Source organism: uncultured Algibacter sp. (genome assembly GCF_905480415.1).
In the GTDB taxonomy this organism is placed as follows: domain Bacteria; phylum Bacteroidota; class Bacteroidia; order Flavobacteriales; family Flavobacteriaceae; genus Algibacter_B.
Genome location: NZ_CAJQQI010000033.1, coordinates 1 through 9,308, shown reverse-complemented (window position 1 = coordinate 9,308; position 9,308 = coordinate 1). Strand labels below are relative to the sequence as shown.

At 33.9% G+C, this 9,308-nt stretch carries 10 protein-coding genes; all 10 read right to left on the bottom strand.

The features are described 5' to 3' along the window. A partial coding sequence (locus tag QZ260_RS03100; RefSeq protein WP_295982611.1) for an aminotransferase class V-fold PLP-dependent enzyme occupies window positions 1-381 on the bottom strand: 381 nt, incomplete at its 3' end. 116 nt (window positions 382-497) lie between these two features. Next, window positions 498-1,811, bottom strand: coding sequence for a Fe-S cluster assembly protein SufD (sufD, locus tag QZ260_RS03095; RefSeq protein WP_295982607.1), 1,314 nt, complete (start codon window positions 1,809-1,811; stop codon window positions 498-500). A gap of 10 nt (window positions 1,812-1,821) precedes the next feature. Then, the gene (gene sufC, locus QZ260_RS03090) at window positions 1,822-2,574 is read right to left on the bottom strand and encodes a Fe-S cluster assembly ATPase SufC (protein ID WP_295982605.1); all 753 of its coding nucleotides are present in this window, start codon (window positions 2,572-2,574) and stop codon (window positions 1,822-1,824) included. Window position 2,575: 1 nt separating this feature from the next. Then, window positions 2,576-3,001: a hypothetical protein gene (locus QZ260_RS03085; RefSeq protein ID WP_295982603.1), complete on the bottom strand. Its 426-nt coding sequence runs from the start codon at window positions 2,999-3,001 to the stop codon at window positions 2,576-2,578. Between the two features lie 10 nt (window positions 3,002-3,011). After that, a complete protein-coding gene (sufB, locus tag QZ260_RS03080; protein WP_295982600.1) occupies window positions 3,012-4,460 on the bottom strand; it encodes a Fe-S cluster assembly protein SufB in 1,449 nt (482 codons plus the stop codon). A gap of 15 nt (window positions 4,461-4,475) precedes the next feature. Continuing rightward, window positions 4,476-4,805, bottom strand: a complete 330-nt coding sequence (locus QZ260_RS03075) for an iron-sulfur cluster assembly accessory protein (RefSeq protein WP_295982598.1) — start codon at window positions 4,803-4,805, stop codon at window positions 4,476-4,478. Between the two features lie 531 nt (window positions 4,806-5,336). Continuing rightward, complete coding sequence (locus QZ260_RS03070; protein ID WP_295982595.1) at window positions 5,337-6,386, bottom strand: cytochrome c peroxidase; 1,050 nt, start codon at window positions 6,384-6,386, stop codon at window positions 5,337-5,339. Between the two features lie 10 nt (window positions 6,387-6,396). Beyond that, complete coding sequence (locus QZ260_RS03065) at window positions 6,397-7,158, bottom strand: MbnP family protein (RefSeq protein WP_295982593.1); 762 nt, start codon at window positions 7,156-7,158, stop codon at window positions 6,397-6,399. Continuing rightward, window positions 7,158-8,507, bottom strand: a complete 1,350-nt coding sequence (locus QZ260_RS03060; protein WP_365969093.1) for a hypothetical protein — start codon at window positions 8,505-8,507, stop codon at window positions 7,158-7,160. The genes QZ260_RS03065 and QZ260_RS03060 overlap by 1 nt, the downstream gene beginning before the upstream one ends. A gap of 24 nt (window positions 8,508-8,531) precedes the next feature. After that, on the bottom strand, window positions 8,532-9,308 hold a 777-nt coding region (locus QZ260_RS03055; RefSeq protein WP_295982589.1), incomplete at its 5' end, for a choice-of-anchor B family protein.

Below are 9,308 nucleotides of genomic sequence, written 5' to 3'. Positions count from 1 at the left end.
AGGCACAATATTACTATGGTGTTCTAAAGCGGAAACTATAATATCATCTCCTTTTTTTAAAAGAGAAGAAAAACCATTTGCTACCAGATTAATGCTGTGTGTAGTACCTGATGTGAAAATGATTTCATGTGAAAACTTTGCATTAAAATGTGATTGTATTTTAAGACGCGCCTGTTCGTATAAATCTGTGGCTTCTTGACTTAAGGTGTGTACACCACGATGAATGTTGGCATTATAATTTGAATAGTAATCTACAATAACATCAATTACCTGTTTTGGTGTTTGTGAAGTTGCAGCATTATCGAAATATACTAAAGGTTTGCCATTGACTTTACGAGAAAGAATGGGGAAGTCTTTTCTTACGGCTTCTACGTTGAACATGGCATTTATGTCTAGCCCCGATTGAGGCATTTGTTGGAGCTCCTCGCCGAGAGCGACTGCTGAAGGCGGGATTAGCTTCAAATTAAATTTTTACTGATACTGAAACCAGTTCAGTACTAAAGGTCAAACCCAATATTAACACCTAATTTGTTGGCGATAATATTGGTGATACGTTGTTTTAATTCGGGTATTTTAACCGATTTAATCACATTATTACTAAATGCATACATTAAAAGTGCCTTGGCTTCCTTTTCTGGAATACCACGTGAACGCATGTAAAACATGGCGCTTTCGTCTAGCTGACCAATAGTACAACCGTGTGAGCATTTTACATCATCAGCAAAAATTTCTAATTGTGGTTTGGTGTTTATAGATGCTTTATCACTAAGTAAGATGTTGTTATTAGCTTGAAATGCATTAGTTTTTTGCGCTTCTTTATCGACCAAAACTTTACCATTGAAAACGCCTGTAGAACTATCGGCAAAAATACCTTTATAGTCTTGGTGACTTTCGCAATTTGGTTCTATATGGTGTACCAAGGTGTTATGATCCACATGTTGTTTGTTGCCAATAATAGTGATGCCTTTTAGTGTAGAATCGATACGCTCTCCTTCTTGAAAGAAGCTTAAGTTGTTACGCGTTAATTTACCGCCAAAAGTGAAGGTATGCACTGAGGCTAAACTTTCTCGTTTTTGTTTTATAAACGTATTATCTATCAAAGATGCATTTTCGTTATCATTTTGAATTTTATAATAATCGACAATGGCACGTTTGTTAGCGAAAATTTCGGTAACACTATTTGTTAATACTGGGTTGCTTGTTAAACTTTGATGACGCTCTAAGATTTGCACATGTGAATTCTCTTCAACTACAACTAAATTACGTGGTTGTAACATGGTAGCAGATTCATTTCCTGTTGAAAAGTGTAAAATTTGAATTGGTTTTCGTACAATTTTGTTTTTAGGAATATGAATGTAAGCACCTTCACTTGAAAAGGCTGTGTTTAATGATGATAAACTATCTTTTGTGGCAGCTTTATTGAAGTAATTTTCAATAATTAGTTGGTATTTTGGTTTGTTTAAAGCTGATGACATCAAACATACATCTATCCCGTCGTGTGTAGTTTGAGATAAATGAGACGAGTACTTACCATCAATAAAAATGATTTTATAGGTATCAATATCGTGGATAAAATACTTTTTTATATCCTTATACTCTAAAGCATTCTCTTGTTTTGGAAAAACGCTGTAATCTTCTTTTAAAATACTGTTTAAAGAGGTGTATTTCCAATCTTCTTCCTTTTTTGAAGGAAAGCCTTTTTCTTCAAAGACCTTTATAGCATCAGTTCTAACATCATGAACATATCCATCTAAATCGACATGGTTTTCAAATGCTAAAAATGATGATACTAATTTTTCTTTTAAATCCATTTGCTTGGTATTAAGCGTTCACTTCGTCTTTAATCCAATCGTATCCTTTTTCCTCAAGCTCGTGAGCTAATGCTGCAGTACCTGATTTTACAATTCTTCCATTATAAATTACATGAACAAAATCTGGAACAATATAGTCTAACAAACGTTGATAATGAGTAATTACAATAACAGCGTTATCTTTGCTTTTTAATTTATTAACACCATTTGCTACAATACGAAGTGCATCAATATCTAAACCAGAGTCTGTTTCGTCAAGTATGGCTAATTTTGGTTCTAACATGGCCATTTGAAAAATCTCATTACGTTTCTTTTCACCTCCAGAAAAGCCTTCGTTTAACGAACGCGATAAAAACTTTCTATCAATTTCTAATAACTCCGATTTCTCACGAATCAATTTTAGCATCTCTTTAGCAGGCATATCTTTTAAACCTTTTGCTTTACGAGTTTCGTTGATGGCAGTTTTCATGAAGTTTGTTACAGAAACCCCAGGAATTTCTACAGGATATTGAAACGATAAAAACACACCCTTGTGAGCGCGTTCTTCGGCCGCTAATTCTTCAATGTCTTCTCCTTCAAAAATAATAGTTCCATCAGTAACTTCGTATTCCTCTTTTCCTGCAACTACCGATGCTAATGTGCTTTTTCCAGAACCATTTGGCCCCATAAGAGCGTGAACTTCACCTGGTTTTATCTCAAGATTAATACCTTTTAAAATACTTTTACCTTCAACACTTGCGTGTAAATTGTTTATTTTTAACATGCTATTGATTTCCGAATTTTATAACTTTATTTTCTTCTTTTGAACCTGATTGTACATTCAAAATTTCCACAACTTCTACCTTGTTCTCCCAAAGAATTTTTTCGTCTTTTTGATTTGTAATTTTTCCTCGTATTTCTACCTGAACCATATCAGTTGGTTCAGATTTATGTTTTTCAGCTTGTTTTTGAAGCTCCTCTAATTTATCGGTAAGCAAAACACCATAAATTTCAGAATTTGTTTGAAGAACAGCAGCGCCATTATAGTAAACAAACTCACCTTTTAACAGCGTAAGTTTATCACTTTGTTTTGCAGTTCTTTCTTCAACACCATTGATGATAGTATCTTCTGAATTTTTGGATTTCACATCTTTTTTGCAGCTTATAAAAACTGAAAGACATGCTGCCATTAAAATTAATGTTTTTTTCATTTTTATTAAATTATCCGACACTTCCTTCTAAACTTATTTCTAACAATTTTTGTGCTTCCACAGCAAACTCCATCGGAAGTTTATTTAGAACTTCTTTACTAAAACCATTTACAATTAATGCAATGGCTTTTTCGGTATCAATACCACGCTGATTACAGTAAAAAATTTGGTCTTCGCCAATTTTACTTGTCGTTGCTTCGTGTTCTATTATTGCTGTTTTGTTTTTAGCTTCTATATAAGGGAATGTATGTGCGCCACATTCGTTACCCATTAATAAGCTATCACACTGTGAAAAGTTACGGGCATTTTCTGCTCGTGAGTTTATTTGAACTAAACCACGGTAACTGTTCTGGGATTTCCCTGCTGAAATTCCTTTTGAAATAATAGTAGACTTTGTGTTTTTTCCTAAATGTATCATTTTAGTTCCTGTATCGGCTTGCTGATAGTTGTTTGTTACTGCTATTGAGTAAAACTCACCAACGGAATTATCACCTTTTAAAATACAAGAAGGGTATTTCCAAGTTACTGCAGAACCGGTTTCAACCTGTGTCCAAGAGATTTTTGCATTTTTCTCGCACAATCCACGCTTGGTTACAAAATTGTAAACTCCACCTTTGCCTTCAGTATTTCCAGGATACCAGTTTTGCACTGTTGAATATTTGATTTCAGCATCATCTAAAGCAATAAGTTCTACAACGGCTGCGTGTAATTGATTTTCATCTCTACTTGGTGCTGTGCAACCTTCCAGGTAACTTACGTAACTACCTTCGTCAGCAATTAAAAGGGTTCTCTCGAACTGACCTGTTCCTGCTTGATTAATTCTAAAATATGTAGACAATTCCATTGGGCAACGAACTCCTTTTGGAATATAACAGAATGATCCATCACTAAATACGGCAGAGTTTAATGCCGCATAAAAATTATCTTTTGTAGGAACTATAGTTCCTAAATATTTTTTCACAAGTTCTGGATGTTCTTTAATAGCCTCAGAAATACTCATGAAGATAATGCCTTTTTCTCCTAATGTTTTCTTGAATGTAGTTGCAACAGAAACAGAATCAACAACAATATCCATAGCAATATTGTTCATCTTTTTTTGTTCATCAACAGAAATCCCTAATTTTTTATACATTGCAAGTAAATCTGGATCTACGTCGTCTAATGTTTTATTTGGGTCTACAGCTGTTGGTGCAGAGTAATAAGCTATGGCTTGAAAATCTGGTTTCTCATAATTAACATTTGCCCATTCAGGCTCTGTCATATCTTTCCAAACTTTAAAAGCGTCTAATCTCCAATCAGTCATCCATTGTGGCTCTTCTTTCTTTTTAGAAATGGCACGGACAATATCTTCATTTAAACCATTAGGAAATGTTTCTGATTCTATATCGGTATAAAAACCGTATTCGTATTCTTTAGTTTTTAGCTCTTCGCGTAAATCATCCTCGGTATATTTCGACATAATGCTTTCTGAATTTTAGAGTGAAAATGATTCGCCACAACCACAAGTGCGGTTAGCGTTCGGATTATTAAAGACGAAACCTGTTCCGTTTAAACCACCTGAATATTCTAATGTAGTTCCTATGAGGTATAAAAAGCTTTTTTTGTCAACTATAATTTTTACGCCATTGTCTTCAAAAACCTTATCACCTTCTTGTTGTTCTTTATCAAAATCTAAGTCATAAGATAATCCAGAGCAACCACCACTTTTAACACCTACCCGTACATAGTCTGTAGAGGCATTATAGCCATCATCAGTCATAAGCTCAACCACTTTATTTTTAGCTGTTTCAGAGACTTTTATCATATTTTATATTTATTAAATTTAGTTTTGAATTAATAATTTTATTAAGACAGTTTCTAAATAGAGCACAAATATACAATATAAGTCAATGAATATAGAACAACCTAACATTATATTAATATATAGTTTGATAGGTTTTTCTTATCAATTTATGAAGGTCTCAATTAAAGGTTGTTACCTTTTGGGGTTTGATTTTTATTAAGGAAAACTTTGGAAGATTAAGCAATTCTTCTTTTGAAAAGTATTGACGAGAATTTGTCGTTTTCTATGAGAGAAAGCAGAGTTATGGAGCCATCTTTTTGAAATTTAAAATAACTATTGCAGCATTTGCATATAAGCTCCGGCGTATGAGCAGTAGCTTTACTCAAGCGAAAATAGTTATGCCCATACGTTGAGCAAAAAATGTTAGATATTATTTTTCTATTCATAAAAGAACTCTTTGATGGGTACAATGTAACAAGAATGAACCAACTGATGGGTGAAAAACTTATTTTTTCGATTAAGTGTAATTATTTGTAGTATTAATCATATTTTTTATTTACTATTTATAAAATCATAATCCGAAAGAGATAGTAAAAAAGCTTTTAGATCAGCTTTGTCTTTATCTGTTAAGCCAACACCTCCTTGATCTACTTTTTTCATTAGTGGATCTATAGTCGAAGAGTTTTTTAAGCCTTGGCTGTAGTGGTTAATAACATCGTCTAAAGATGCAAACCTGCCATCATGCATATATGGTGCGGTAAATTCTAAATTTCTTAGCGATGGTGATTTAAACTTACCGTTATCCGCAGGGTCTCCTGTTACGGCTCCTAACCCCAAATCGGCAAACGTTTCATCCAAACCATTGTTATGAAATATATTGTCTGTCCAAAGTGGATTTTTATCGCTTCCATGGCAATGAAAACAATCTCCCTTTGCTTCATCCATAAATACATTAAAACCGTTAAGTTCTTCTGGACTTAAATTCAGTTCTCCTAAAAGAAATTTATCAAATTTTGAATTAGCAGAAATTAAGGTGCGTTCAAATTGTGCTATAGCTTTGGTAACTAAACTAGAATCTATATTTGAAGCTCCAAACGCTTTTTCAAATAAACTAGGATATTCTGCGTGTTGTTGTAGTTTTGATTCCACATCGGTCCAATTGCTTTTCATTTCAAATGGATCGGTAACAGGAACAAAAGCTTGATGTTCCAAACTAAACGTATTGCCATCCCAAAAGAATTTTTCATCATAATTCCAAGCCAAATTAAAAAGAGGCATAGAGTTTCGATTGCCAAAAATGCCATCAACACCATCGCTAAATTTGTCTGAATCGGTAAAAGCATTTTCTGGAGCATGACAGTCCACACATGCTAATGTATTGTCAATAGATAAAATAGGATCAAAAAACAACTTCTTCCCTAGGGCAATGCCTTCAACCGTTTGTGGATTATCAATTGGAATTACGGGAGCTAATATGTTATCCTCAAATAGTTTTGGGATATCAAGGGAACTTGGGGTGGCGAAATAGCGTTCGACAGATTCGTTATCGCAGGAAAAGCAAACAAAAAATATGATGATAATATGTACTTGCCATGTTTTCAATAGATACTATTTATTGGTTAACGGATTCTAAATTAAACACATTCTGACCATTTTCATACATCATTATTTGAGCTGATGAATTTGGCATTAGCATTTGGTTTAACACATTTAAATCCCAAGTGTTTGGATTTTTAAACCATTCAGCAATATTCATTTCTATATTAAAAGTAGCATTGTTTGTAATGTTAACAGCCCCTACATCAACTTCAAAAAAGGTGTCTTGAAATACTTGTGTTGCCCCAGAATTGTCTACCGCTCTAATGGTATGATAGGCATATCCTGTTTCAGTTGTGGTGTTATCAATAAATTTCCCTTCTAATTGCATATAATGATAGCCGCCACCCAGTAGTTCTGGAACATTCCATGAAGCTGAGTTTAAATCGATATAGTTTTCGTTGTAATTATCATCATTATCAAAACCAAATGTAAATGAAACTTTGCTGTAATCTCCATCGGGAATTGTGGTAATGGGTGTGAATGATTGATTGGTGTTATTGGTTACATCTACTAAATTATATCCATCTAAGATAAAAGTCTCACCACTTGATTTTTCAAAGGTTATTTTCGAGATGAGATAACGTAATTTGGTAATACTTAAATCTTCACCGTTCGCATTAGTATAAATTATGCTATTAAAATTTGCGTTTGAAACTGCTGTTCCATCCCAATTATGAGAAAATTTAAATGTAATTTGAACTTGTGAAACGCCATTATCTTTATTACAAGACGTAAACATAAATAGTACCAGAATAATGAGGATTATTCTTTGCATTAATTTAATTTTAAAATTAGTAAATCACTAAAACCTTTATTTTCTAGGATATCTATATCCCTACTACTAGACTCTCCAACGGCTATTACTGTTCCATCATTCAATTCAACAGCATCGTATGCAAAATCAATTTCTGAACCTCCAATGGTTTTTTGCCATTTTAATTTACCATTACCATCTATTTTTATAACCCAGGCATCATTCTGCCCGTTGTTATTTGTTAAGTCGCCATCTATACTTCTTGAACTTCCTGAAATAATAAAATCACCATCTTGGGTTTTTGATATGGAACGCGCTACATCAAAACTATTACCTCCAAAGGTTTTTTCCCAAATAAGTTCGCCTATCGGTGATATTTTAATTGCCCATAAATCTGCTCCTCCGCTATTTATAGAAACGTCCAAATCGCTACTTCTAGTATCTCCAACAATAATATAATTTCCGTCGTTTGATCTTGTTATACTTCTTGCCTCATCGGTTTGTGATCCTCCAAAAGATTTTTCCCAAAGTAGGGTTCCAGTCTCTGAAATCTTAACTACCCAAAAATCATATGCTCCTTTACTGTCTTTAATATCTACATCTGCACTGTCAGAAGATCCAACCAAAATATAACCGTTATCTTCAGTTTGTATGGCATCATAAGAGGCATCAGTGAATGTGCCTCCAAAATATCGGCTCCATTGGTTTTCGCCTAAAGCATTTATTTTAATCACCCAATAATCACCGCCAGCATGTCTTTTTGAAAATGCGGATTTACTGTTTTTACTATTGCCTTCACCGTTAGAAGCTGAAACATCTAAAACACCGGTTAAAAGATAACCACCGTCATTACTTTGAAGTATGGAGTTACCAATATCTGCACCTAAAAAACCAAAAGATTTTTCCCAAGTAATACTTCCATTTGCATCTAATTTTGAAACCCAAAAATCATGAGCGCCACTGTTTTCTGAAACATCCCCATCAATACTTTTACTAAAACCTGTTATGGCATATCCACCATCGGAAGTTTGGATAATATCATTACCTCTATCATCATCACTCCCTCCATATGTTTTTTGCCATTGAAGCAAGTCATTTTGGTCATATTTGAGTAGCCAATAATCAAAAGATTCATCAGATTTATTGGTTATGTCTCCGTCCATACTTTGGGCATAACCTAGAATAGCATAGCCACCATCAGAAGTTTTTGCTAGCGCTTGGGCACTTTCGTTTTTTGTGCCACCTAAGGTTTTTACAAAATCAATTGCAACGATTTCAAGTGTGCCTTTGGAGTCATTATCTTTTTTAGAACAATTTAAAAAGAGTAATGCTATTGAAAGAACGCTTCGGGCAATTATGTGTTTCTTCAAATAAATTGACATTTTAGAAGGGTATTAATCGCTTTTTCTGATAACGAATAAACCTCTATCAATATCGCTTATTATAATATTGCCACTATCGAAAAAAGGATATACATTCCAAGCACCATTAAATTCCGTACTATTATCTGCAGGGTAAGTATCAAAATAGCCTATTTCTGTAATCGAGCTACCTGCTATTTGAGAAATATCTAACATACGTGCTCCAGCCCGGTAATTCGCAAAATAATATACATTATCCTTCACATATCCGTTGTGGTCAATGGCTGCGCTTGAACCAAAATAATCAAAATGATAAGCTGGATTATCCAAATCAGTGAAATCAAAAATAATAGTTCTTGTGTTACCTCCAACTTGAATTTCATCAACTTCATCACCTAGTATAAAGTATGTCATATCTTCAGTAAACCAGCCTTGGTGAGCATATCGCACATTATTATAACTTATGGTCGAAATAATTGTTGGGTTAGATTTATCAGTAACATCAGCAATTACCACCTCATTTTCGTTACTACCAATTAATATTTCTTTTCCCGTATAATCTGAATCAGGACCATTATATGTTACCACTTGTGCATCATGAGAGTATCCGCCTTCTATAAAACCTCCTTCAGCTACTGGGTTTTTAGGGTCTTGAATGTTAATGAATATGGGACCGCCCTCAAAAGTAGAACTTCTATTTGCACCAACGATGTATGCATATCCGCTAGCTTCATTTATTACTATGTTATGCGAACTTCCAAACTCAGTAAAATTTGTATCTGCAGTAAATATTTCAGGAGGGTTAGCAAC

Bases quoted from the DNA above. Each gene is read 5' to 3' on its own strand.
- QZ260_RS03075 (WP_295982598.1), bottom strand. From the start codon at position 4,805: ATGATAAAAGTCTCTGAAACAGCTAAAAATAAAGTGGTTGAGCTTATG.
- sufC (WP_295982605.1), bottom strand. From the start codon at position 2,574: ATGTTAAAAATAAACAATTTACACGCAAGTGTTGAAGGTAAAAGTATT.
- QZ260_RS03085 (WP_295982603.1), bottom strand. From the start codon at position 3,001: ATGAAAAAAACATTAATTTTAATGGCAGCATGTCTTTCAGTTTTTATA.
- sufD (WP_295982607.1), bottom strand. From the start codon at position 1,811: ATGGATTTAAAAGAAAAATTAGTATCATCATTTTTAGCATTTGAAAAC.
- QZ260_RS03065 (WP_295982593.1), bottom strand. From the start codon at position 7,158: ATGCAAAGAATAATCCTCATTATTCTGGTACTATTTATGTTTACGTCT.
- sufB (WP_295982600.1), bottom strand. From the start codon at position 4,460: ATGTCGAAATATACCGAGGATGATTTACGCGAAGAGCTAAAAACTAAA.